Source organism: uncultured Pseudoteredinibacter sp. (assembly GCF_947500695.1).
Taxonomy (GTDB): domain Bacteria; phylum Pseudomonadota; class Gammaproteobacteria; order Pseudomonadales; family Cellvibrionaceae; genus Pseudoteredinibacter.
The window spans coordinates 1-23,863 of sequence record NZ_CANMSS010000006.1 but is presented as its reverse complement, the minus strand read 5'-3'; the positions used below and the strand labels follow the sequence as shown (position 1 = coordinate 23,863).

Sequence of the window (23,863 nt, the reverse complement as noted above, 5' to 3'; positions counted from 1 at the left end):
ATTCAGAACTTGATCATTTACTGGGGCAATATTCCTTTGCCTATACGATCATAGCAATCTAACACTAAGCAGGATGTTCATATGCTCGCCTATATCGGTTTAATCGCCAGTGTGGCCTTACTCATTTACCTAGCACTGCGTGGAGTGAATATTATTTTGGCTTCACTCATCTGTTCTCTAATGGTGGTGCTGAGTAATCAGCTACCCGTTGCGGAAAGTTTTACGGTCTTTTATCCGCTCGGAAAATTGGGTGCTTTTACCTTTGCCGGCAAATTCTTTTTGCTATTTGCTTGTGGTGCAATGTTTGGCCGAGTCATGGGCGAGAGTGGCGCCGCTTCAGCGATTGCGTTGAGCTTGAGCCGTTGCTTGGGGGCACAAAGAGCCCTGTGGATCACGGTGTTAGCTTGTGCTTTGCTAACCTATGGCGGTGTGGTGGTTTTTGTAGTGATATTCACCATGTACCCTTTAGGTTTAAAACTTCTGGAAGAGTCTAATCTTCCCAAGCGGCTATTTTGTGCTGCTTTGGCATTGGGTAGTGGCACCTTTACTCTGACGGCCTTGCCTGGTACTCCTTCTATTCACAATGTTATCCCATCACTGGCACTGGGAACGGATCTTTATGCTGGTGCTGTCTATGGTCTGCTGGGCGGCTTAATGATGTTTGCTTTAGGTATGTGGTACCTAAAGCGTGAAAGGGTAATTGCCCAAAGCAAGGGAGAAGTTTTTGAGCCCAATGAGCGCGATAAGCAAATACAGGCTAGCGGAGCATTGGTTTCGGCTTCCTGGCAAAAAGCCTTAATTCCGATGGTGGTGGTGCTGGGCTTGATTGTATCGCCAAGGCTCTGCTTAAGCTTGGCGGGGCAAGACCTCTTGCAGGGTGAAACCCTGTTTGCTCTATGGCTGCAATTTGCCAGCAAGCAAGCGGTTCTGTGGCCGAGCATATCCCTTGCGGTGGGGAGCGTGGTAACCCTTTTGCTGTTTTCCAATGTTCGTAATAGATCTTTGCAGTTACTAGGTGCTGGTGCTGAAGATTCCATTATGCCGCTGATTAATACGGCGGCAGTCATTGGCTTTGGTGGCGTGGTTACCAGCACAGTAGGTTTTAATCAATTCTCTGAGTTAATGCTCAATTCCTCATTGCCGCCAATGCTGTCGATGTTTTTCTCGATCAGTTTGATGTCGGGAATTGTGGGGTCGGCTTCAGGAGGCTTACAGATATTTATGGAAACCATGGCGCCACATTTCTTAGCCATGGGCTTTGATGCGGGCACCTTGCATCGTTTAGCAGCCATGGCCAGTGGCGGCTTGGATTCCCTACCACATAGCGGTGCTGTGGTGGCGATGTTGACCATTACCGGCTTGAACCATAAGCAGGTATACAAAGATATTGCGGTGATTACGGTAGTTATACCTATTATCGCTACCTTGTCGGTTATTGGGATTGCCAGTTTTATATGATTGACTGGGCATAAATAGCAACTCGGCAAAAACAAAAAAAGCGCCCGATAGGGCGCCTAAAAGTGGGCGCCGCGATACGCCCAGTTGCATACAGGATGCGAGGACTAACGATTAAAAGTTTTTAGTGACCGATAAGCCGTAGGTACGTGGCATACCGCTAATGGAAGGCGCAGTAAGGATGCTACCAAAAGCGAATGAATGCACTAGGTACTCTTCGTCGGCCAAGTTTTTGCCCCATAGTGTGAAGCTCAAGCTATCGTCAACATTGTAGATTACGCTTCCGTCAATTAAGTCGTAAGCCGGGATTGATGCATAAGGCGTATTCTGTGGATCCTGAAAGGCTTCGTCTTTATGTCGATAATCAGCACGGAATTCCAAGCTGGATACATCGCCTAATGGCACTTCATAAGCGGCGGCTAAGGCGTAGGATTTTTTAGGAGCGTTACGAGTGTAGTTACCGATTACGCTGCTATCTTGAATGTAGTCATCATAAGTCGATTCAATATAGGCACCGCTGGCTGTCAGAGTGAGGTTCTCGACTGGAATCCAGGTTAGATCAAACTCGATGCCCTTCGAAGTAACTTCAGCGGCATTTTGGGTAACGGATACTGGTAAGCCATCAACGTCTAGGGTTAATAACTCTTGGTAATCTTCAAAACCCGAATGGAAGATGGATACGTTGGCTCGCAAGGTGTCATCCAGTAAATCGGCTTTTACGCCCACTTCATAAGACAAAGCTTTTTCAGGATTAAACGCTGTGGTGGCGATTTGTGGGCTGTCTGGCTGACCTTGGTAGCCGCCACTCTTATAGCCTGTAGCAACAGAACCATAGATCATCGCGGAGTCATTCACATGGTAAGACAGTACAGCCTTGTAGGTCGGTTCCGACCAGCTGTCGCCAGCGCTAACATCGAAGTCTTCGTTAACCAAAATAATGCCTCGCCCGATCGCTCGAATATCTTTTTCATCACGAGAAAAACGTGCGCCTAAGGTTAAGTCTAAGTTGTCTTGTAATTGGTAGTTCAGCTCACCAAATATAGCGTAACTGGTTACATCGGCTTCTACTTCGGTGTAATCAACAGGTAGACGTCTAACCTGGAATTCTTCGACGCGATTGGTTTGCTCATTAGAATAAAATGCGCCAATTACCCAGTGATTGATATTTTCACTAGAGCCAGAAAGACGGAATTCTTGACTGAACTGATCACCGTCTTCAACGACATCATTAAACAAAACCAGTAGCGCTTCTGGAATATTTTGCGCGCCGACGATCTCAGTATCTTCTGCCCAGTTGTTGTTGCGATATGAGGAGATCGAAAGGAAGTCTACGTCGTCATTGCTCCAATTAAAGCGTACGCTGCCGCCCCAGAGTTCACGATCTTGTTTGCCGTCTTCATCAATGGCAACTTTGTAGTGATCGCCAACGGTTTGGTCAAACGGTGAGGTATTGGCTAGGCGAGTAGTGGTTAAACCGCGTGGCTTACGGCCTACACCATTACCAAAATCATTGGAGTAGTCAGCTGAAAAAACGATATTGGCTTGATCGTTGATATCCCAGCGTAATCGCCCGCGAACAGCGGTGGTGTTTTTATTGGAAAGATCGTTACCTGTGACAACATTTTCAATATGACCGTCACGTTCTATATCCGAAATAGAAAAGCTGGCGGCCACGCTATCGCTTAGTGGTCCACTTATGTAGGCATCTATGCTGCGCTGGCTTAGGTTACCCACACCGGCACGCACTTTGGCGGTAAACTCGTCGCTAGGCATTTTGGTAACGATATTGATGGCGCCACCTGAGGCGTTCTTGCCAAATAGTGTGCCCTGAGGCCCACGCAAGACTTCTACACGCTCAAGATCGAACAGTTCCATGCTGGCACCAGAGGCGCGGCCCATATAAACGTCATCTACATACACAACGACCGAAGAGTCGCCACCCGGGCCTTCTTCATTTGAGCCGATACCGCGGATATAAATTTGTGGCTGACCGGCATTAAATTGGCCCATTGCTAAACCTGGCGCGCGCTGAGCGATCTCGCCGATTTCACTAATATTGCCTTTTGATAGCGCCTCAGCATCAAAGGCGGCTACAGAAATCGGGGTTTCTTGCAGGTTGGTTTCTCGTTTTTGAGCTGTAACCACAACTTCTTCCAAAGTGCCTTGGGCTAGGGCCGCTGAACTAAGGCTAGTGCTAAGGCAAATCGCTGTGAATAGAGCACTTGGGGAGGTCTTGAGTGACATGGTGTTCTCTCCGCTTATTTTTTTTATCAGTGAGTAAAAATACTTATTAAGTAGGATGCAGTTTTTCAGACAGCTCTCAAGCTGTCAAGAAAAAATAGGGGTTATTACGTATTTTTACATTAAGGGGTGCGATATGGCGAAAATAGCAGAAACCAAGCAAGTTGCTTGCTTTCTGCCTGGTGGTTGAACGTTGGTGTTTGTAAAGGCGTTTTTATTTCACGTTTACTTCGTAAATAAAAGGGTGTAGGCAATCGGTTGTTTATTTAAGGCCTGGCGAATTAAAGTTTCGGCTTGTGCCTGGTCCGCTTCGCAGCATCGAACATGGAGCTCCGCATAGGTGCCCTTGTTTTTATCACAATAAGCTTTAACTTCAGCACTGATGTCGCTGATATTTTCCTTTTTAAGTAATAGCTGAATTTGATGTTGATAAACGTACTCAATTGAGTGGCACATCAAGGCCGGTTTAAAAATTTTACCCACCGCCGTTACTGGCATCTCGTCAATGATATGAATATTTTTGGGGATAGCCGCGCGCTCGGGAATATTCTTTTGGGCGTGTTCAAGTAGTTCTTCTACGTTAACGTTGTGGCTAGGCTTCAGGCATACATAAGCGGCAGGCATCTCGATGGTGTAAGCATCGGGTTGCGCAACTGCAGCAGCGGTTTCTACAGAATCATGAGTGTAAAATGCATCTTCAATAATGATCGGGTCGATATTATGCCCGCCTCGGATAATCAAATCCTTGGCGCGCCCATTAATCCAAAATAAGCCTTTTTTATCAACATGGCCGAGATCACCTGAGTTTAACCACTTTCTACCATCGGGCATATTTTTGATGAAGCTGGAACTGTTATGACTTTGATTCAGATAGCCTTGCATCACGGTAGGCCCAGCGAATACTAATAGGCCAGACTCACCGTTATTGCAATCTCGAATATAATTATATTCGTCGTCCACCTCGATGGTTTTCACTTCCATATAGGGCACTCTTAAGCCCGCAGCGTAACCGTCGACAATATCCTGATTCGGGTAGCAGGAAACCACGCCGCACATTTCAGTCATGCCAAAACCATTGAGGGGCATTTGGCCACACATTTCCTTAATTTTTAAAGACTGATCCAAGGAGCCTGGAGATGCACCGGTGTACATCCGTTGCAAACTGCTAATATCTCTGTCACCGACCGGTAGATCGACTAGGGCCGAGTAAATAGTGGGCACAGCATTGACGTCATTGATTTTCATCGCCTCGATAATTTGCCAGAAATTCTCTGTCGCCTTTTTATGTCGAAAACCCATGTGATGGAACATGCAAATGGTATTACCCACTAACAGGTTGCGAAGGCTTACGATGAGTGCACCCAGCACATGAAAAATGGGCATGCCTAAGGCAACACGACTATGCTCGCGTCCATTAGCTAACAGGGTATCAACGGTATAGGCTTGCGCAAGGTGATTAAAGTGGCTGTGCATGGCGAGTTTAGGTTCACCTGTCGTGCCACCTGTGTGAAAGTAGGCGGCAATATCTTGGGGGGCAATATCTCGCTCAATCGGGTTTGTTGGCATATCGGCGATAGCCTGTGGATATTGGTAATCGCCTTTGTCGTCGCCGAGAGTGACAAAGACAATATCGTCACTCAGTTCGGGGCGAATAGATTCCAGTTTTTCCCAAATACCATCCTGATAACTGGGGCCAGGGCAGACCACGATGCGTGCTTTACTGGCTTTAATGATGTTAGCGATATGGTGGGCTTCTAGAAAACCATTAATAGAGCAAGCACGGCCCGCTGCTTCGGCTGCCCAAAGCAGGGCTTGGCTGTCAGCTAACAGAGGAAGCAGTAAGACCACTGATTCTTCAGATTGAAGGCCTAAAGATTGATAAAAATGTGCCGTTTGATTGAGCTGCTTGGCGAATTCACCGTAGCTTACGGTGCATTGCTTTGTGGGGATATCGATGTCAGGTAGATAAATAAAGGCTTCTCGTTCGGGGTGCTCGGCAGCCTTGCTTAAAAGAGCTTGGTAAACATTGGTGTTTAAATTGAATCGTTCTTCGATTGCTGTCTGCTCATAGGCTTGGACTTCGGCAATAGAATTCAGCACAGGTTTATTCATAGGACATCGCTTTATCGTGTTATTAGACTGACAGTTAAGCTTCCGCTCAATTTATTAGATTTAGATTCTTATAGGTATTAATACCTATTTTTATTAAATATAAATCAATCTAGCCTATTTTGTGAATAGTTAAGGGCTTGTCTGGGCGGAAATTGTCAGAAATTTCCCTTTTTCGAGGGGAAAAGAGACATATCTTAGATTCACGACTGAAATCTCAGCTAAGCTAATATAAATGCTCTTAGAGACGGCTTTAAATATGGCTTGGTAATTCTGGGTGGATAAAAACTGTTTTCCTAAGCAATAAGATATTGTTTTTCCCACACTTTTTATGCTTGTTTATCTTTTGGGGCTATTAGAGAATGATAACAATAAGCCAATACTTGGTTTCTCAATAGAGCTTTTTCGTTGAATTTTGCTGGTACATTAATGAGTACAGAATCGGATTCTCAACTTTTGACCCGTTTGCATATCGCTGAACAAAAAGCCGAAGAGTTGGCGCGTTTGCTTGCCACAGTGGGTCATGAGGTGAAGACTCCGATTGGTATCGCCGTAACAGCGTCTTCACACCTTCAGCTGAAAGTGGAGAGCATAAAAGCAGAATACCAAGCTGGCAAAATGACTCAGCAAAGTCTTGAAGCCTTCTTTGATTTGGTCTCCGAATCCGCGCAAATTCTGCAGTCCAATACTCAGCGCGCAAGCGCCTTAATGGATAGTTTCAAGCAAGTGGCAATCGATCAAGCGCAAGAGCAGGCACGTGTTATCGAGTTGCTGCCGTACTTTAAACAGTTGCAGATGAGCTTTGCGCTTGCATTGAAGCAAGCCGAGGCTGAGCTAAAGATAGATTGCGATGCATCTTTGCTACTGCAAAGCTGTCCAGGTGCTCTGACCCAAGTGCTGAGCAACTTGATTATGAATGCTATACAGCATGCCCGTATCCCAGGTACTCCTCTAACTATTAGCCTCCGCGCTCTGACTGAAAACTCAGCTAGAGAAGGGCTAAGGATTGAGCTTAGCGATAACGGACGAGGGATGTCGGCTGAGCTGCAGCAAAAGGTTTTTGATCGATATTTTACAACCGCCAAAGAGCAAGGCGGCAGTGGCCTTGGGCTTGGTATTGTTCGTGAGCTGATTGAGTCTACTTTAAATGGGGAGCTGTCCCTCAGCTCAGAAGAAGGGCAAGGTACCTGTTTTAGCTTGTTTTTACCCAGCCTGGTCTAGGCTGACAATTGATCGATTTGAGTAAATCCTGTCCTTAACCAATAAAGCACTTGCAGCACTTTGCCTGCCTGTTATTCTCCCTCTTTTGCTTTCGAGGGATGCCCCATGTCAACTCAGTTTCCAGCCTTTCAAACCATAGCTTTGGTTAAGGAAATTGAATCTCCAGAAAATCCCGGCGGTTTAGAAAAACGTGTCGCCTTGATTCCTACCGATGTTGCTAAATTAGTCGCTAGTGGCTGTAAAGTTTATGTTGAGTATGGGGCGGGCGAAGGTGTCGGCTTTAGTGATCAAGAGTATCTTGAGGCCGGCGCTATCATGCAGGCGGCTGATGAGATCTATTGTGAGAAAGATCTGATTATTAAGTTTAAAGGTCCTTCGCTAGATTCCATCAAAACAATGCGCCCCGGAACGACTTTATTTTGCATGGCGCATTTTCACTCCTATCCTGATCGAGCCCAGCTTTTGGAAGATCAGTGTATTAATGTCATTGCTATGGAAGAGATTCTAGAATCCCCTAAGCGGCAATCTGATGCTTCTATTATTGGCCGCACGGCTATGAACAAAGCCCTAAGCCCTTATATGTCCGACAACTCTATTGGCTCACTGAACGTGAAGGTTTTAGGTTGGTCCGAGCACTTAGGGGCTTCAATTCGCCGAGCCGGTAATCGGGATCCGCGTTCTTTGCAGCTCTTGAATGCCAATATTGCCACGGCGGATTTAGAGTTGAGCCGCAGCAATAGCCTTTATGTTTACGATAGCCGCATTCTACAGCGCCAAGGGCTAATCGCCAGCCTGCAAAAGGCGGGCGAAAGTGTGCTGGACTTAGCGCAGTATGAAGCCGAAGTGGGTGAGAAAGCTGTAGCGGAATACAGAAAGAGTCACCCTCCAAGAGAGTTTGGTTTACGTCGCATCCAATGCTTACACGAAACCGGTATGGCAGGTGCGCGCTATGGTTTAAAGCTCTTAGCCGAAAATAAGCCTGAACTGGATATAAAAGAAGCAAAAGTTGCCGTGCTTGGTTATGGCAATGTGGGGCAGGGTGCGATTCATGAGTTACATGACCAGGGTGTGAAAACGGTTCATGTTTTGGGACGTACCCATACTAGCAAGGGTCGTATCGATTATTGGTTGAAAGATATCGACTTAGTGGTTAATGGCGCTGAGCAACCCCCACACTTGAGGGGCGTAAATTTCTTGGTCAGTAATGGCCATCTAAAGAAATTGATTCCAGATGGCTCTGTGGTGATTGATCTAGTTGGCGGCAGCCCTACCAATCGCAGTCCTGTCGAGGCGGTTGAGTCTTGTACCTTTTTAACGGACCCTCATTTTGTTCGTGATGGTGTGACGGTATCCTCTCTATGGGGGTGGCCCATGATGGGAATGATGCGTGAGACCGCTATTCGCTATTCTGGGCAAATAGCTGATGTCTTATTGGGCGCTGAAGCACTCCACAAGGGCTTGGCTCAGTTGGCTCCTGGTGTGGCGCGAGCCCTGGTGTGTGGGCCCTTTCCTCAAGAGCTTGCTTAATTATGTCGCAATACGCAAAACCTTTAGCACAAGCTTTATTGTCTCAAAAGCTACGTATCAGCTCTGCTGAATCGTGCACGGGTGGTGGAATTGCCAGTGCCTTAACTGATATTGCTGGTAGCTCCTCTTACTTTGAGTATGGCTTTGTCACCTATGCCAATGAAGCTAAAAGCCAATTATTGGGGGTGCCGGCTGAACTGATTGAACAGCATGGGGCAGTCAGTCAAGAGGTTGTGGAAGCTATGGCGCTCGGAGCGCTAAAGGCGTCTAAGGCTGATATTGCATTGTCCAGCAGTGGTATCGCTGGGCCTGGCGGTGGCAGTGCAGAGAAACCCGTAGGAACCGTATGGCTAGCTTGGGCTTGGTCTGAGGGCGGCTTGATTCACTGCCGGAGTGAGTGCTGTCTATTCAGTGGCGACCGTGTGGCCGTGCGCGATCAGGCCATAGATAAGTCTTTACAGCAGGCCTTAGGGCTATCGCTTTTGGCCTAACATCTCTTGTAGGTTAATTCCGCCAAAATCCTATTTTTGTAAAAACTACTGTATAAATACCAAGTACTGGTTGCGTATACAGTGTTTTTAAATTATGCTTCTTTCCGAATCGCAGCTAATGGCTCATTGGCACTGCCTAATAAATCGATGAGTCTATGCACTTACAAGCCTAATGAGGCTAAAAAGTGGCCCACTGAGGCCAAAAAATCTAGACAATATATAAGGCTATACGCCAATACGACGAGGTGTCCCATGGATCAGAACAAAGAAAAGGCATTGCAAGCCGCCCTTGGCCAGATTGAACGTCAGTTCGGTAAAGGCACCGTTATGCGGATGGGCGATAAAGAGCAAGTTAAAATTCCAGCAGTTTCTACAGGCTCATTAGGCCTTGATGTTGCCTTGGGTATTGGCGGTTTGCCAAAAGGTCGTATTGTTGAAATCTATGGTCCGGAATCTTCCGGTAAAACCACCCTGACCCTCCAAGCCATTGCTGAAGCGCAAAAGCAGGGTGGTACCTGTGCCTTTATTGATGCTGAACACGCTTTAGACCCGATTTACGCAGAGAAGCTGGGTGTTAATGTTGATGATTTGATTGTTTCCCAGCCTGATACCGGTGAGCAGGCTTTGGAAGTCGCTGACATGCTAGTGCGCTCTGGTGCTGTTGATGTTCTGGTTGTCGACTCTGTTGCAGCCTTGACACCAAAAGCAGAAATTGAAGGTGAGATGGGCGATCATCACGTTGGTTTGCAGGCTCGCTTAATGTCGCAGGCGCTACGTAAGATTACCGGTAACATTAAGAATGCTAACTGTTTGGCGATCTTTATTAACCAGATTCGTATGAAAATTGGTGTTATGTTCGGCAACCCTGAAACCACTACCGGTGGTAACGCCTTGAAGTTCTACTCCTCTGTTCGCTTAGACATTCGCCGTATTGGTGCCGTAAAAGATGGCGACGAGGTTATTGGTAGTGAAACTCGCGTGAAGGTTGTGAAGAACAAAGTAGCTCCGCCGTTTAAGCAAACTGAATTCCAGATTCTATACGGTGAAGGTATCAATCGCTTGGGTGAGGTTATTGATTTCGGTGTGAAGCTTGGCTTTATCGATAAAGCCGGTGCTTGGTATAGCTATAACGGCGATAAGATCGGCCAGGGTAAGAATAATGTTGTGAAGTTCTTGCAAGAAAACACTGCAATGGCCCAAGAGATCGAAGGTCGAGTCCGTGCTGAGCTATTGGGCAATGGTGAAGCAGCAGAAGAGCCTGGTGAAGAGGCAGAACAGGCATAAGTAACTCTCCATCCCATCTTGCCCCCGCTGTGCTGGGGGCTTGTCTTTAGCTGAGACCTTCAAATTCCAGCACTTCAAAATTAGCTCAAAATTAGCTCAACATTGTGAAAGGGAGAACAATAATGTCAAAAATAGTCTCCATTGATGATTACCGCGAAGAGTCCTATAAGGAACAGCCTCCTAGCGACAGCGAACTATTAGCCAAGATTAAAAATTCAGCACTCGCAGCAATTAGCCGACGAGAATTTTGCCGTGCAGAGCTGTGCAGTAAATTGGCTAGACAATATGACAGCAGCAGCCTGATTGATGGTGTATTGGACTGGCTTGAAGAGTTGTCTTACTTAGATGATCAGCGTTATGCCGCTATGTTTGTTCGTGCAGCGATTGCCAAGCGTCGTGGGCCAATGCGTATTCGGCTTGAAATGAAGCACAAGGGCTTATCCGCTATGTCGATTGATAATGCTTTATTGGAAAGTGATATAGATTGGCACGCCTTGGCTTTAGAAAGTTTGCAGGGCCGATTTGCTGGGCCAGCCGTGGACATTAAGGATAAGTCTAAACGATATCGATATCTGCAGGCTCAGGGTTTTAATGGTGATCATATTCACTATGCCATGGCCGAAGCCAACGCTGCTGTAGGTGAATAAGCAGGTTGTTTTAACTAGCGTTTTATTTGCTTTTAGAAAACCCCGGCTTCGCCATCGTCCATAAAACTCTCGTTGCGCTCCCCTTGAATCTGTTCACGCAGCTTTTCCCTTGCCAGCAATTTTTGCTGAACGGCTTCCGGAAGATCCGTAAATAAAATCACATTTTTGGCCACTAATGTGTTTACCAAATCCTCAGTAATACGCACGAACTCCATATCCGACTCTTCGAGAGCCGCCAAAGAGTGGCTGACATTCTTATAATTGTCTAAAAAAGAGACAAGTTGTGGGTGAGTCGGAGATAAATACTCGCTAAACTCAGGTCCTGATTTCATGGAAATGGCACTTATGTTGCCATTTAGGTCACGTTGAATATAAGGCATAGGGCGGGTTTCGTTTTTCGGATGGCAGACTACAATATAAGTTAGTTATATCAATAGTAGTATACAATCCTATTAGAACAACTTTTAAAACACGCTTAAGGGGTCTTAATGGAGCAGGCAACAAGCCAAACGGAAATACAAGAAATAGTGGAAGGCCCCGCGGAAAGTGCCAGCTTTTGCGACCCCTTATTAGAATCCTTGTTAATCATCGCTCGTATAGAGCATTTACCGATTTCAGAAACCTCGCTTACTGCCGGGTTGCCGTTAATTAAAGAGCGCCTAACACCCAGGTTGTTTATTCGTGCGGCTGAAAGGGCAGGCTTGTCTGCAAAGGTGCTTGAGCGTTCTTTGGAGCAGATTAGCGCCCTAGTTTTACCAACTGTTCTATTGCTAGACGATAATGATGCTTGCGTGCTGACCAAGATTGATGTGGCAGCTGGCAAAGCTGAAATCATTGATCCCCATAGTAATGGCAAGAGCATTGTCGAGTTGGTGGATTTAAAAGAGCGCTATAGCGGATATTCTATTTTTTGTAAGCCTCTGCATCGTTACGATGAGCGTACCCAGGAAATTAAAGTTCGCCAAAAAGGCCATTGGTTTTGGGGGGTGCTAAGTCGATCCTGGCGCATCTATCGCGATGTTCTCTTAGCGTCCTTGTTTATCAACCTATTTGCCATTGCCAATCCTCTATTCGTTATGAATGTCTACGATCGTGTAGTGCCTAACGAAGCGGTAGAAACCCTCTGGGTGCTAGCAATTGGTGTGGCAACGGTTTACTTTTTCGATCTCGTCTTAAAGCTCTTGCGGGGATACTTTATCGAAGTAGCTGGAAAGAAATCTGATGTTTTGCTGTCAGCAATGATCTTTGAGAGGGTGTTAGGTGCCCGATTAGAAGATAAGCCTATGTCAGTAGGTTCGTTCGCTAGCCAGTTAAAAGATTTTGAAAGTGTACGAAGTTTTATTACCTCGTCTACGGTCACAGCCTTTGTAGATCTGCCATTTACCTTATTATTTTTGCTGGTGATCTTTTATGTTGGCGGTCCATTGGTATTGGTTCCGCTGGCATGTATCCCCATCGTGATTGGCTACGCCTTGTTTATTTTAAAGCCGCTGCGTCAATCGGTAGAAGAAACCATGCAGTCTTCGGCGCAGAAAAACTCTACCTTAGTTGAAGCTCTTGCGAGTTTAGAAACCGTCAAGGGTTTAGGCGCAGAAGGGCGTGTGCAGCGTTCTTGGGAGAAATCGGTTGGTCATCTTGCATTCTGGGGGCAAAAGTCTCGTTTGCTTTCAAACTCGGCAGTGACAGTAGCGGGAACGGTTGTTCAGCTTAGCTCTGTTGCGGTTATTGTGAGCGGTGTTTACCTAATTGCCCAAAAAGATCTCACCATGGGTGCTTTGATTGCTTGTGTAATGCTAACCAGTCGAGCCTTGGCGCCTTTATCTCAGTTATCCAGTCTACTGGTTAACTTTGAGCAAACAATGACAGCTTTGGAGTCTCTGGAGAAGATTGTCGATAAGGCGCAGGAAAGAGATGAAGAGAAAACCTTTATTAAGCGCCCTAGCTTTGCGGGTGAAGTTCGTTTTAATAAGGTGTCCTTCGCTTATCCCGGTGAGGAGCATCCGAGTATTGAGAGCGTTTCGTTTAATATTAAGCCCCGAGAGCGGGTCGCCATTATCGGTCGTATGGGCTCCGGAAAATCTACAGTGCAAAAGTTGATGATGGGGCTCTTTCAGCCAACGGGCGGCTCTGTACTGATTGACGGTATTGATATCAAACAGCTCGATCCTGCTGATCTGCGCCACGGTGTTGGTTATGTACCACAGGATGTCTCTCTATTTTTTGGCTCGGTAAAAGACAATATTGCTTACGGTACGCCGCACGCTACTGACCAACAAATTGTACGAGCAGCCGAGCTATCGGGGGTTACGGGTTTTGTGAATAAGCACCCGATGGGCTTCCAGCGTCCTGTAGGTGAACGGGGGGCATTCTTATCGGGCGGACAACGACAAAGTATCGGTGTGGCTCGAGCCTTAATTAAGGATCCAAGTATCTATCTGCTTGATGAGCCATCAACAGGTATGGATAACAGCACCGAAGCAAAACTTAAACAAAATCTAATGCGTGTTACACAGGGTAAGACTCTTATTCTGGTGACTCACAAAACATCGCTATTGGACTTGGTGGATAGAATTATCGTTTTGGAAAATGGCAAGTTAATTGCTGATGGCTCGAAAGAGTCCGTACTGGATGCATTGAAGAAGGGGCAAATTCGTGTCGAGCAATAATCAATTGGATGAACAAAAGCCCGCTCAAGCGAAAGGTGAAGCGGACAATAAATCAGCCCCTGCGGTTAGTGTTAGTGCCAGCTCGGTAAAGGTAAAGATGCCCACATCTGCATCGCAAAATCAGTCTTCTGAAACTCTTGAAAAGTCGTCCGGAACGAAGGCAGAAGATTCGAAAGTTGTAGAGCAGCAAGCGAAAGCTGCAGAACAGCTTGACGAAAATCTAGAGCTAAATGATCGCGATATATCAACTGATAACGCCGCCGTTGATGCGAGTGAGCAAGTTGCAGTTCAGCCGCAAGAAGATGCTCCAGATGGGCAAGCTCCTTTACCTGCTGCTATGCCACAAAGCGGTGAAAAAAAACGTAAATGGTTTGAAGGAGATAAAGAGTTAATCCAAGAAGATTTGGATTATATGTCTTCAGCGGCAGCGGCTGTTCTACAGCAATCTCCTCGTGGTGGCCAGCAGTTACTTTGGGCTATTTGTACTTTTGTGATTGTGGCTATTGTTTGGGCCTCTCTCGCCTACGTAGATGAGTTTACGCGTGGTGAGGGTAAAGTTATCCCGTCTTCGCAAGTGAAAATTGTTCAGCACCAAGAGGGGGGTATTGTCGCTGAGCTTTATGTTCGTGAAGGTCAGGCCGTTAAAGCGCAGGAGCCCTTATTACGATTGGATGATACTCAGTTTTCATCTTCCCTTCGTGAAGCCGATGTAACACTGGATCAGCTAAAGGCGAAGGCCGCGCGTCTAAGTTATGAAGCTGATGGTAAGGCTTTACCAGAGCAGCCTATGGATGGTGTGAGTGAGTTATTGTGGTCCCAGGCACGAGCACTTTATCTATCACGCCAGGAGGAGCAAAAGTCTAAAGATCAGGTTTTGGTGCAGCAAGTTGCTCAACGTCGACAGGAGCTCAGTGAGTTAAAAGCTCGCCGTGACCAGCATCAGCGTAGCTATCGTCTTTTGGATAAAGAGCTTCAAATGAGTAAACCATTAGTCGGCTCAGGTGCTATGTCGGAAGTGGAGTTGCTAAGGCTTGAGCGCCAAGTAAACGATTTGTATGGCGAGCTAAATGGCGCTGAATTAGCTATTCCGCGAGCTGAATCCAGCCTACAGGAAGCGAGAGACAAGTTGCAGGGTGCGAAACTGGCCTTTCGTAACGAATCCCGTAAAGAGCTGGCAGATGTCCGACTTGAGCTGCAGCGGCTGTCTGAAAGCAGTGGAGCATTGGAGGACAGGGTGGATCGTACCGTAGTGGTGTCTCCGGTAGCAGGTACCATCAAGCAGGTTATGGTGAATACAATTGGTGGCGTTGTTCAACCGGGTATGGACTTGCTTCAAATTGTACCGACCGAAGATAGTTTGTTGGTTGAAGCTAAAATCCGTCCAACAGACATTGCTTTTTTACACCCAGGGCAAGAAGCGATTGTTAAGTTTACCGCCTATGACTTCTCTATCCATGGTGGTCTCAAAGGCAATGTTACCCATATCAGCCCCGATACCATTGTTGATGAGGAAGGGGAGAGCTTTTATACCGTAAAAGTTGAAACCGAGAAAGCGTTCTTGGGAAGCGAAGATACTCCATTACCAATTATTCCCGGTATGACCGTGAGTGTGGACGTTCTAACTGGGGAGAAGACGGTTTTAGACTACATCCTTAAACCTATTTTGAAAACTAAGCAGCTTGCATTAAGAGAGCGCTAATTGAGCGTTCTCTAGCCTTTCTTTCCGGCAGACCTCTCCTGTCTGCCTTCTAATTTGCCTAAATTTCAAACTGCTTGCAGTCTTGCTTGTAATTTTTTGGAATAAAACCAAATGGTTTTAATTCTTCTTGGTTGTTAATAAGGGGTGATATATATCGCTTACAAACACCCATTACCCCCAGTATTAGCTGTACCTTTCCTGAGGCTAAAATTTTGGTGTGACACAGTTGGTCAGAAACTAGCAATAAATATAGAAATATTGATATAGATGTACTACTTTGTCGTTTAAATCATTATATATTTGCTTTGCTCTCCATTTGGTCAGTAGCTGTAATGAGGGGTAATGTAGTTTTAGCTGACAAAAATGAACTATGCCATCCGTCGTTATGATGACTATTGGGACTAATAGGTGGGGTTTTTTATGATGAACTTAACATTTATAATCCCTGAGTTTGTGAAAAACCTCACAATTCCTACTAAAAAGGCATTAGCTGATCGAGGCAAGGGGGCCACGAGTAAAGGGTTATGAAAACTACAATAATTGGGTTAATTACGGGTTTTCTGGGGGCAACAGCGGTACAGGCTGAAGAGTTTAATCAGGCGCTGCAAAATGCTCTGAATGGACACCCAGAGGTAAATGCAGCGAAAAACCAGCTGATGTCACGCGAGCAAGAGATAAAAAGAGCCAAGGCGGGATATTTGCCAACAGTTGACGTGGCGCTAGGCATTGGCCGCGAAAACACCAAATCTCCAACTACGGGGCAAGATGAAGTTAATTTAACTCGTGAAGAGGCTTCTATATCTGCCCGCCAGTTAATTTTTGATGGATTTGCGACTCGCTCTGAGGTTCAACGCCAAGAAGCGAGAACAAGCAGCGCTAGTCACTCATTAACGACATCCCAAGAACTTATTGCGTTGCGTGCTAGCGAAGTCTATCTAGCATTGATGACACAAGTTGAGTTAATGAAGTTGGCGGAGACCTCGTTACAAGAGCATAAAAGCATTTATGACCAAATGGTTTTACGCAATCGCTCTGGCGTAGGTAGTCGTGCTGATTTGGACCAGATAGCGGCACGTCTTGCTTTGGCCAATAGTAATGTTGTGGTTGCCGATGCGAATCTAAAAGACGCTGTTACTAATTACTATCGAGTAATGGGGGCGATGCCGGATATGAGCGCTTTGGCAATGCCTACAAATCAAGAAAGCTTGCCAGCTACTTTGGATGAGGCTACAGCTACTGCCTTAGAAAATCATCCAACACTTAAGACGGCGAACGCGGATATCGATGCGACGATTGCTCAACACACTGCGGCGAAAAGCTCTTTTTATCCAGATGTACGTTTGGAAGCTGACCAAAACTGGAACGAAGATATCGGTGGTGTAGTTGGTGAAGATGAGCGCGGCGTTATCGCCATTAGAGCACGTTACAACCTATACCGTGGCGGTGCTGATAAGGCTCGCCGCAAGCAGACTAGCTACTTGATGGAAGAAGCTAAAGACGTGCGCAACAACACTCGCCGCCAGGTAGTAGAGGGCCTACGTCTATCCTGGACCGCTTTTGAGTCAGTCAGTACTCAACTGCAATTTTTGCAGCAGCATGTGAATTCAGCAGTAGCTACAAAGCAAGCCTATATCGAGCAGTTCAATATTGGCCGTCGTACATTGCTAGATCTATTGAATACTGAGAATGAAGTAGTCGATGCGAAGCGTAATCTGATTCGGGCGGAGTCCAACAAAAAATTGGCAGAGCTTAGAGTGTACAACTCTATGGGAATGTTACTGCCGAAATTAGGTGTAAACCTATAGCTTGCGTCTAGTGAACTTTTGGTGTCGCTAAGAATTTTTTTGCCCGGAAAGATCTTTCTTTACCGGGCATAGTCTTTTGAGTTGTGGCTAAAAGGGAGTGGGTTCTACCCATTTATCTGCAACGGCTGTTGAGACTGTAGTTTACTGATCAACGGTATTTAGATTTTTGAAGAGCTGCCGATTGGCTTACTTGGATAAATAGCTTTACCAATGACAGAAAATTTAGGGCTGGATTAGTTTCGGTCCGATTTAAGGGTGTATTAGTGCGAGTGGCCACTGCCACAGCATTAAAAATTGAAATGGAAGGGGCGGGACGCCCGTTTCGATACTTTGACCATATTTGAGCGGAAAAGATTATGGCGGATAATGTTGTTATAAATGACAATTCAAATACTAATCAAGCCAATACTGACCTGGCCAACTCTGAGCAAGCCGTAAGCGATCGAGGAACGGTTGTTGCTATTAAGGGTGTGGTGCTGGATGCGGGTGCTGCTGTTGAAATGGGGCAAAAGATTGGCCTCGGCGATCAGTTAGCGACCCAGGCTGGGGCAGCAATCGTGGTGAAGTTTCCTGGTGGAGGCTTATTGGTATTAGGTCATAATCAAAGCGTGGACATAGACCAGCGCTTACTTGACCTTATCCGCAAAAATGAAGTTAAGGACTCTGTTGAAGAAGGTATCGATTTCGATCGATTACAACAAGGCTTAGAAGAAGGTTTAAGCCTGGAAGAGTTGTTACCCGCTACCGCCGCTGGTGCCGCCCCAACAGGTGGTGGTACTAATGGCAGCTCAGCAGGCACTGGTGTCCGCTTCATTATGACTGGTGATGAAACCATTCCGCTAGCAGGTTTTGAAACGACTCCGCCAAGTAATGCTTTTCAAGATTCTGATACACAAGTAGACCCAATCGACTCAGCGCCAGAAGCTGTTGACGATCTCGATGAAGTTACCAGTATTGGTATAGCCACTGGTAACGTTGTTACCGGTATCGATGTTGCCTCTGGCGATGAGAATACTTTAGACGGTAATGCCGATGATTCTGGTATCAATGGTTTTGGTGATGCCATTGTTATTGGTGTTGAGGTTGGTGATACCGAAGTAGAACTTATAGACAATTCAGGTGTAGGTGTAGAGTTAGTCTCTGATAAGGGTACTCTGACACTTAATGCTGATGGCAGCTACAACTATGTTCCAAACCGAGATGCCAGCGGAACAGATGTCTTTACTTACACCATCATCGATTCTGATGACGACACTTCATTTGCCACGCTGACAATTAATATTGATGGTATTCCATTATTAGAAGTGACTGATCCGGGCGAAAACCCAGATGGCACTTTGGTTAATACCGTTGACGAAGCTGGTTTGCCAAATGGTACAGATGCTGGCAGCGGTGTAGAAGTTACCACTGGCGTAATAAATTATTTGCCAGGCGATGGCCCGGCGACGGTTACTATCGCTGGGGTAGAGGTCATTGATAGTAATGGCCAAGTGCAAGGCACCACCATTCAAGGCACTTACGGCACTTTGGTGATCACTTCGGTAAGTGCTACCCAAATTACTTACACCTATACGCTGACTGATGCGGCCGATCATAGTGCCGGTCCAGTAAATGATGTTTTCCCAATTCAAATTATTGATTCCGACGGTAATGCGGCTGACGATATTAATGGCAACTTGCTTATTAATATCATTGACGACACTCCAATTGCAGAAGATCAAGAAGATGCTATCGATAGTTCTTTGGTAGCTACCGGCAACGTAATTACTGGTATCGATATTCCTGGTGGCGACAGCAATACTAGCGACGGTGAAGCGGATATTGCCGGCGCTGACGGTTTTGGTGCCCCAACAGTTGTCGGCGTTGTAGCTGGTGAGACAACTGAAACTTCTGATACTGGCGTTGGCATACAAGTTAGCTCAGACAAAGGCACCATCGTCATCAATGCCGACGGTAGTTATACCTATACTGCTAATCCTGGCGTATTTGGTGAAGACGTTTTCACCTACACCATGACCGACAGTGATGGCAGCACCGATGTTGCAATCATTCGTATCAATGTTGATGCTGCGAATATTCTTGAAGATGCTGACGAATCTAATAGCTTGCTATCAGGCGAGAGCGTAAGCGGCAATGTTCTAGCGAACACAGATAACCCAGATGGGCCTGAGCCTGCCGTGGTATTAACGTTTAATGTAAATGGTACTGAGTTTCAAGCGGGTGAGACGGCTAATATTCCGGGTATTGGTTCAATTGTTATCAACAGTAACGGTAGTTACACCTTTAATGCGAACCCTAATTTTGCCGGTACCGTGCCGCCAATTAGCTACACATTAACTGACGGTCCAAATACTGAAGATTCACAACTGAATCTAACGGTTATTGATCCGAATGCTCCTCCAGTAGCGAGCGATGATAGCTCTGCAGGTAATACCACTAATCAGCCGGTTGTTGTTGATGTTCTTGCAAACGACAGTGATGTCGATGGCACTCTTGTGCCAAGCACTGTTCAAATTGTCGGTACTCCAGCGCCAGGAACAGATCTGACCGTTGCCGGTGAAGGTGTGTGGTCGGTAAATAGCACCACAGGTGAAATCACTTTTACTCCTGAGTCCGGCTTTACTTCCGACCCTACGCCAATTAATTACGTAGTCAGTGACGACGATGGTGAAAGCTCGAATACAGCAACTGTTACTATTTCTTATACTGCCCAGCCCCCAACAGCGGTTATTGATAGCAGCTCTGGAAATCAGACTAATCAGCCAGTAACCGTTGACGTATTAGCAAATGATAGTGATCCAGACGGAACGCTTGACCCTGCAACAGTACAAATTGTTGGTACTCCAGGAGCCGGTGATCCATTAGCCGTGCCTGGTGAGGGAACTTGGACAGTAAATACAGTAACGGGTGAGATTACTTTTACCCCTGAGGCGGGTTTTACAGCGGATCCGACGCCAATCAGTTACACCGTTGCCGACAACGATGGCAATGTTTCAAATACTGCGACAGTTACCATTGATTATGGTGTGCAGCCACCCGTAGCAAATAACGATACAAGTAACGGCAACCCAACAAATCAGCCGGTAACTGTTGACGTTTTGGGCAACGACTCCGACCCAGATGGAAACCTTGATCCGACGACGGTACAAATTGCCGGCACTGGAAACCCTGGTGACCCACTGGTAGTTCCTGGTGAAGGAACTTGGACTGTTAACCCAACTACCGGTGCTATAACTTTTACACCGGAATCTGGTTTTACTTCAGACCCAACACCGATTAGCTACACCGTGCAAGACAACGATGGTAACTTGTCAAATTCTGCAACTGTTACTATCGATTATAGTGCACAAGATCCTGGTGCAAATGATGACAATGAAACCGGTGTAACAAACAACCCGGTTACTGTTGATGCCTTGGCCAACGATAACGACCCTGATGGCACATTAAATCCAGCTAGTGTAACCATTACTGGTTCTGCAGGTGCTGGTGCTAGTTTGGTTGTTGCCGGCGAAGGTACTTGGAGTGTTAACACAGCGAACGGTGAAATTACTTTTACCCCTGAAGCTGGCTTCACAGCAGACCCAACGCCAATTACCTATACCGTTGAAGATAATGACGGTAACGTTTCTAATACCGCAACGATAACGATTGATTACGCTGTTCAGCCGCCAGTAGCGAACAATGACAGCAGCAATGGCAATACCACCAATCAGCCAGTAACAGTTGATGTATTGAATAACGATAACGATCCAGATGGTAATTTGGATCCGGCGACTGTGCAGATTACAGGTACGTCTAATGAAGGCGATTCCCTAACTGTTCCTGGTGAGGGTGTGTGGAGTGTTAATACCACCACTGGTGAAATTACCTTTACGCCGGAATCTGGTTTCACGGCCGACCCGACGCCAATTACGTACACAGTTAAAGATAACGACGGCAATGAATCAAACACTGCCACGGTAACCGTTGATTACAGTACTCAAGAACCGGGTGCCAATGACGACTCTGAAAATGGCGTAACCAACAATCCTGTTACGGTTGATGTATTGGATAACGATACGGACCCTGATGGCACTTTAGATCCTGCCACTGTTCAAATCACAGGTACCAGCAATGCCGGCGATCCACTAGTGGTTGCTGGCGAAGGTGAGTGGACGGTCAATACCACCACCGGTGAAATTACTTTTACTCCGGAAGTGGGCTTCACGGCCGATCCAACACCAATTACTTACACCGTTGATGATAACGATGGCAATACTTCAAACACTGCGACCGTCACTATTGATTACGCAGTGCAGCCGCCAGTTGCCACCAATGATACAAGTAATGGTAATACGACCAACCAGCCGGTAACTGTAGATGTTTTAAGTAATGACTCAGATCCTGATGGCAATCTAGAGCCTAGTACTGTACAGATTAATGGCACAAGCAACCCAGGTGATCCTTTACTTGTTCCTGGAGAAGGCACTTGGTCTGTTAACCCAACTACCGGTGCTATTACCTTTACACCGGAATCTGGTTTTACGGCTGACCCAACGCCAATTACTTATACGGTTGAGGATAACGATGGCAATGTATCGAACCCAGCTACCGTAACCGTTGATTATGATGCGCAAGACCCAACGGCGGGTGATGACAGCGAAAATGGTGTAACGAATAATCCGGTTACTGTTGATGCCTTGGCCAATGATAACGATCCTGACGGCACATTAAATCCAGCTAGCGTAACGATTACTGGTTCCGCAGGTGCTGGTGCTAGTTTGGTAGTTGCCGGTGAAGGTACTTGGAGTGTAAATACCACAAACGGTGAAATTACTTTTACACCAGAGTCGGGTTTCACTGCAGACCCAACGCCAATTACTTATACCGTAGAAGATAATGATGGTAATGTTTCAAATACCGCTACAGTAACAATTGATTACGCTGCTCAGCCGCCTGTCGCGAGCAATGACAGCAGTAATGGTAATACTACCAATCAGCCAGTCACGGTTGATGTATTGAATAACGATAACGATCCAGATGGTAATTTGGATCCGGCGACTGTGCAGATTACAGGCACACCCAATGAAGGTGATTCTTTAACTGTTCCTGGTGAGGGTGTGTGGAGTGTTAATACCACCACTGGTGAAATTACCTTTACGCCGGAATCTGGTTTCACGGCCGACCCAACGCCAATTACGTACACAGTTAAAGATAACGACGGCAATGAATCAAACACTGCCACGGTAACCGTTGATTACAGTACTCAAGAGCCTGGTGCTAACGACGACTCTGAAAATGGCGTAACTAATAACCCGGTAACGGTTGATGTGCTGGATAACGATACGGACCCTGATGGCACTTTAGATCCAGCCACTGTTCAAATCACAGGTACCAGTAATGCCGGTGATCCACTAGTGGTTGCAGGCGAAGGTGAATGGACGGTCAATACCACCACCGGTGAAATTACTTTTACCCCTGACTCAGGATTCACAGCTGATCCAACGCCGATTACTTACACCGTTGATGATAACGACGGTAATACTTCGAATACCGCGACGGTCACCATTGATTACGCAGTGCAACCTCCTGTTGCGACTAACGATGTAAGTAATGGCAATCCATTGAATACGCCGGTCACCGTTGACGTGGTTGCCAACGATAGTGACCCAGATGGCAATATTGACCCGGCGACTGTTCAAATTGTTGGGCCTTCTGGCCCGGTGAGTAGTTTGCCAGTTGCTGGTGAAGGTACTTGGTCGGTGAATCCAACGACTGGCGCGATCACCTTCACGCCTGAGCCAGGATTTATCAGTGACCCTACGCCGATTCAATACACTATTGAAGATAACGATGGCAATGTATCAAATCCAGCTACGGTCGATGTAAATTACGAAACGGCACCTACTTTATCGGTGCAGGACATAACTGTTAATGAAGCGGATGGCACAATTTCAATTACCGTATCATTAAGCCAAACTGTGTCGAGTGATGTAACTTTCAGCTTCCAAACTAATGAGGGAGATGAAGATTCTAATCCGAATAACGAAGCTACTGCTAATAGTGATTTCGATACTACTTCGGGTAACGCCACGATAACGGCAGGCACCTTAACCACAACCATTTCGGTACCTATGAACGATGACTTCGTTCGAGAAGGTGACGAAAACTTTTTGGTTAATTTAAGTGTAAGCAGTGCGAACATTGATGTTGCCGGTAGTGATCTGCAGGGTGTTGTCACAATTCAGGATGCCGGTTCGCCTGGTCAACCTGAGCCTCCTACTGGTGAAGATACGGTAACCCTAAAAGTAGTGGCCACGGACAGTGCCGGTAACATTATTGGCGATGGCAGCGAGAACGATTCGAACGAAGGCGGAGCGGCTTACTACAAAGTGATCGCTTTGGATCCGGCGGGCGTTGAGATTGCCAGTCCAGCGGCGGGCACCGTTGATGTGACCTTCAGCAATGGTACCGCGGGTGATGCGGATTATGACAACGCCACTCAGAACGTGACCATTGGCCAAGTGTTCCAGGTGGATGCGACCGACGATCTGATCTCGGACGATGAAGAAACCTACACGGTTAACTTGGGTGCAAACAGCACCATTGCTGGCGCGATTACTACCGCTTATGAAGCGGTCACGAACAGCACGGATGATGTGGAAACCACCATCCATGATGAGACCACTCCAGGTACGCCTCCAGGTCCGGGTCCACACCCAGATCCAACGCCGAACCC

The 23,863-nt window shown here is 46.5% G+C and carries 13 protein-coding genes; 10 read left to right on the top strand and 3 right to left on the bottom strand.

Annotated features, from left to right (window positions below; all coding sequences use genetic code 11):
- The first annotated feature begins 81 nt into the window (after nucleotides 1-81).
- Nucleotides 82-1,458: a GntP family permease gene (locus tag Q1A08_RS12035; protein ID WP_299773208.1), complete on the top strand. Its 1,377-nt coding sequence runs from the start codon at nucleotides 82-84 to the stop codon at nucleotides 1,456-1,458.
- Between the two features lie 111 nt (nucleotides 1,459-1,569).
- Here the strand turns inward: Q1A08_RS12035 and Q1A08_RS12030 are convergent, their stop codons facing one another.
- Nucleotides 1,570-3,699 (bottom strand): TonB-dependent receptor, encoded by a 2,130-nt coding sequence (locus Q1A08_RS12030; protein WP_299773207.1) that lies wholly within the window; start codon nucleotides 3,697-3,699, stop codon nucleotides 1,570-1,572.
- Nucleotides 3,700-3,921: 222 nt separating this feature from the next.
- Nucleotides 3,922-5,808 carry an AMP-binding protein gene (locus tag Q1A08_RS12025; protein WP_299773205.1) on the bottom strand — a complete coding sequence of 629 codons (1,887 nt, stop codon included), beginning with the start codon at nucleotides 5,806-5,808 and terminating at the stop codon, nucleotides 3,922-3,924.
- Nucleotides 5,809-6,234: 426 nt separating this feature from the next.
- Between Q1A08_RS12025 and Q1A08_RS12020 the strand changes: the two genes are divergently transcribed.
- The 5 genes from Q1A08_RS12020 to Q1A08_RS12000 all read left to right on the top strand — a co-directional run bounded on the left by Q1A08_RS12020 (nucleotide 6,235) and on the right by Q1A08_RS12000 (nucleotide 10,975).
- Nucleotides 6,235-7,026, top strand: coding sequence for a HAMP domain-containing sensor histidine kinase (locus Q1A08_RS12020; protein WP_299773203.1), 792 nt, complete (start codon nucleotides 6,235-6,237; stop codon nucleotides 7,024-7,026).
- Between the two features lie 105 nt (nucleotides 7,027-7,131).
- On the top strand, nucleotides 7,132-8,553 hold the full coding sequence (locus Q1A08_RS12015; RefSeq protein WP_299773201.1) for an alanine dehydrogenase: 1,422 nt from the start codon (nucleotides 7,132-7,134) through the stop codon (nucleotides 8,551-8,553).
- Between the two features lie 2 nt (nucleotides 8,554-8,555).
- Nucleotides 8,556-9,044, top strand: a complete 489-nt coding sequence (locus tag Q1A08_RS12010; protein ID WP_299773199.1) for a nicotinamide-nucleotide amidohydrolase family protein — start codon at nucleotides 8,556-8,558, stop codon at nucleotides 9,042-9,044.
- 252 nt (nucleotides 9,045-9,296) lie between these two features.
- Nucleotides 9,297-10,328, top strand: coding sequence for a recombinase RecA (recA, locus tag Q1A08_RS12005; RefSeq protein WP_299773196.1), 1,032 nt, complete (start codon nucleotides 9,297-9,299; stop codon nucleotides 10,326-10,328).
- Nucleotides 10,329-10,450: 122 nt separating this feature from the next.
- Entirely contained in the window at nucleotides 10,451-10,975 is a 525-nt protein-coding gene (locus Q1A08_RS12000) for a regulatory protein RecX (RefSeq protein ID WP_299773194.1), read from the top strand.
- A 32-nt stretch (nucleotides 10,976-11,007) separates the two neighbouring features.
- Here Q1A08_RS12000 and Q1A08_RS11995 read toward each other — a convergent pair whose 3' ends face one another.
- The gene (locus tag Q1A08_RS11995) at nucleotides 11,008-11,355 is read right to left on the bottom strand and encodes a hypothetical protein (protein ID WP_299773192.1); all 348 of its coding nucleotides are present in this window, start codon (nucleotides 11,353-11,355) and stop codon (nucleotides 11,008-11,010) included.
- Nucleotides 11,356-11,463: 108 nt separating this feature from the next.
- Between Q1A08_RS11995 and Q1A08_RS11990 the strand changes: the two genes are divergently transcribed.
- From Q1A08_RS11990 to Q1A08_RS11975, 4 genes are all read left to right on the top strand, one after another.
- Nucleotides 11,464-13,641 (top strand): type I secretion system permease/ATPase, encoded by a 2,178-nt coding sequence (locus Q1A08_RS11990; protein WP_299773189.1) that lies wholly within the window; start codon nucleotides 11,464-11,466, stop codon nucleotides 13,639-13,641.
- Complete coding sequence (locus Q1A08_RS11985) at nucleotides 13,628-15,340, top strand: HlyD family type I secretion periplasmic adaptor subunit (RefSeq protein ID WP_299773187.1); 1,713 nt, start codon at nucleotides 13,628-13,630, stop codon at nucleotides 15,338-15,340. Before Q1A08_RS11990 ends, Q1A08_RS11985 begins: the two co-directional genes overlap by 14 nt.
- Nucleotides 15,341-15,864: 524 nt before the next feature.
- Nucleotides 15,865-17,145, top strand: coding sequence for a TolC family outer membrane protein (locus tag Q1A08_RS11980; protein WP_299773185.1), 1,281 nt, complete (start codon nucleotides 15,865-15,867; stop codon nucleotides 17,143-17,145).
- 356 nt (nucleotides 17,146-17,501) lie between these two features.
- On the top strand, nucleotides 17,502-23,863 hold a 6,362-nt coding region (locus Q1A08_RS11975; protein ID WP_299773183.1), incomplete at its 3' end, for a retention module-containing protein.

Excerpts from the sequence above, each read along its gene's own strand:
- Q1A08_RS12020 (WP_299773203.1), top strand. The coding sequence starts at position 6,235 with ATGAGTACAGAATCGGATTCTCAACTTTTGACCCGTTTGCATATCGCT.
- Q1A08_RS11990 (WP_299773189.1), top strand. The coding sequence starts at position 11,464 with ATGGAGCAGGCAACAAGCCAAACGGAAATACAAGAAATAGTGGAAGGC.
- Q1A08_RS12030 (WP_299773207.1), bottom strand. The coding sequence starts at position 3,699 with ATGTCACTCAAGACCTCCCCAAGTGCTCTATTCACAGCGATTTGCCTT.
- recA (WP_299773196.1), top strand. The coding sequence starts at position 9,297 with ATGGATCAGAACAAAGAAAAGGCATTGCAAGCCGCCCTTGGCCAGATT.
- Q1A08_RS11980 (WP_299773185.1), top strand. The coding sequence starts at position 15,865 with ATGAAAACTACAATAATTGGGTTAATTACGGGTTTTCTGGGGGCAACA.
- Q1A08_RS12010 (WP_299773199.1), top strand. The coding sequence starts at position 8,556 with ATGTCGCAATACGCAAAACCTTTAGCACAAGCTTTATTGTCTCAAAAG.
- Q1A08_RS12015 (WP_299773201.1), top strand. The coding sequence starts at position 7,132 with ATGTCAACTCAGTTTCCAGCCTTTCAAACCATAGCTTTGGTTAAGGAA.
- Q1A08_RS12025 (WP_299773205.1), bottom strand. The coding sequence starts at position 5,808 with ATGAATAAACCTGTGCTGAATTCTATTGCCGAAGTCCAAGCCTATGAG.
- Q1A08_RS12035 (WP_299773208.1), top strand. The coding sequence starts at position 82 with ATGCTCGCCTATATCGGTTTAATCGCCAGTGTGGCCTTACTCATTTAC.
- Q1A08_RS11995 (WP_299773192.1), bottom strand. The coding sequence starts at position 11,355 with ATGCCTTATATTCAACGTGACCTAAATGGCAACATAAGTGCCATTTCC.
- Q1A08_RS12000 (WP_299773194.1), top strand. The coding sequence starts at position 10,451 with ATGTCAAAAATAGTCTCCATTGATGATTACCGCGAAGAGTCCTATAAG.